Below are 2,028 nucleotides of genomic sequence, written 5' to 3'. Positions count from 1 at the left end.
TTTCTTACCGGCGTGTGCGGCGGCGAACTCGTAGCCCGTGCGGCTGGCTTTTTTCATGTTTACCACCTGGCCGCATCCGACATAGGCGCGTACCTTCTCCGGATGCTTCTCCGTATAGGTAAGCCCCAGGACGCTTCCCCAGGAATGTCCGACGAGATAGAGCTTTTCCTGACGGTAACGTTCGGTTAAGAGTGTCACCAGCGCATGGAGATCCTCGAGAAAGGTAGCGATGGTGACGGTGCTGTCTCCGAAATCGTAATAGGATTTACCTGCCCCGCGCTGCTCCCATACGACGACGGTAAAGTGCTTCTCCAGCTCGCTGTTGTATTTCAGAACCAGCGGCAGCGCGGCGTCTCCGGGGCCGCCGTGAAGATAGAGGAGAAGGGGCAGATGGTCTCTTTCCGCCCGGATTGATACGTACTGCGGTACTCCGTTAAGGGTGATGGTGGTCTGGTGGTTGATTGGCATAGGGGCCTCCTTCGGCATTGGATTGCAGAATTTATCGCTGTGCTGCAACGTTACAGTTCACAGCCCGGTCGTCCTCTGCTTCCCGGTCGTCCCCGGCTGGCTCATGGGCCGTTTCCAGTTCAAGTTTCGGGGATAAGCACTTCTAAACGTGCAGAATTTTTCTAAAAACCAGGGAAAATTCCCAAACTCGCTGCGCTCAGACAGGTGGGAATTTCCCCTGAACGAAAAATCCTGCGCGTTAAGAATTGCTAATCCCCTGCAAAGTCACTGGAAACGGCCCATGAGCCAGCCGGGGACGACCGGGAAGCAGAGGACGACCGGGCTGTGAACTGCAACGCTGTAACCGGTTTGCTTTCATTATAGTGAATTGGGATTGACATTATATGTTTAAAGATGCTATTATAATGATATAAAGAAGCGCTGCCGAATATACGGTTAGCCCCATGAAAATAGTTTAATCAAAAATGACCGCTTGTTTTCTCAGGACAGGGCGGTCATTTTTGTGATTTATGATTGCTTCCTATGGCATATCCAAGTCCAAAAGCTGTCAGTAAGAGAGTAAGAACAGCGATCAGACCTTCAAGTGTCAACATTGGCAATGCCCTCCTTTTTGCGGATTCCCAAGCCGGTTAAACAGCACAGGTTTCTATGTAATCAGAGGGTCACAGTCCCTCTGTTAGAGGGCTAGCCGCATACCCGATATTGGCAGCACCAATTTTATTATAGCAAATTATAGTATAAAAAACAATATAAAAATGTAATAGACAGCTGCCTGGTAAATCACTCCTAAGGGCGGCTGTCTGTTTTGTATATTATTAAATAATTAAACGTTAATTTAACCCTTCACACTCTTCCTCTCATGCAGCTTCACCGAAACCTCCGTCTTAATCATCACCTTCGTCTCCCCCGCGATCTTCTGCAGGAGTCTTAGAACGGCCAGTTCACCGAGGCGTTTCTTTGGAACCTCCATGGTCGTGAGCGGCGGTTCGAGGAAATCACAGATCGGGGTATCGTCGAAGCCGACGATGGAGATGTCTTCCGGGATCTTGTAGCCGAATTCCTTAAAGGCCCGCATGGCACCGGCGGCGATTAGATCGTTGTCGGCAAAGTAGGCCGGGGCAACCGGTGGTTTTTCGCGGAGAATCTCCGACATATCCGTGTAGGCGCCCTCCATGGAAGGCGTCAGCCTGTGGACGTAGGGGTGGCTGGTGGGGAGGTCGTGGTGGCGCAGCGCCTTGTAATAGCCATCCGCCCGCTCCTCAAAGTTGCCGATGGGATAGGAGGAACGCAGGTAGCCGATCTCTCCCAGGCCCTTGTCGATTAAGTAGTTGGTGGCCAGGTATGCACCCTGCACATTGTTGATCAGGACGGAATCACAGTCCAGCTCTTCAAAGTACGTATCCAGCACCACCATAGGTACCTTCAGCCTGGTAAATGGCTGGAAGTACTCCACATCCATCTCCGTGCCCAGCAGGAGGATTCCCTGGCAGTTCTTCTCCGAGAGCTCCTGAATCTGTGCGCCGATATCTTTATTTTCATAAAAATAAGTAATCTGTAGTT

The 2,028-nt window shown here is 51.1% G+C and carries 2 protein-coding genes; both read right to left on the bottom strand.

The genetic code is table 11. The features are described from left to right. The coding region (locus ACLTD4_RS33950; RefSeq protein ID WP_412331995.1) for an alpha/beta fold hydrolase at positions 1-468 on the bottom strand (468 nt) is incomplete at its 3' end. 835 nt (positions 469-1,303) lie between these two features. Further along, positions 1,304-2,028: substrate-binding domain-containing protein (locus tag ACLTD4_RS33945; protein WP_412331994.1), on the bottom strand; the 725-nt coding region annotated here is incomplete at its 5' end.

It is taken from the genome of Hungatella sp. (assembly GCF_046966825.1).
This window is presented reverse-complemented; position numbering and strand designations above follow the sequence as displayed.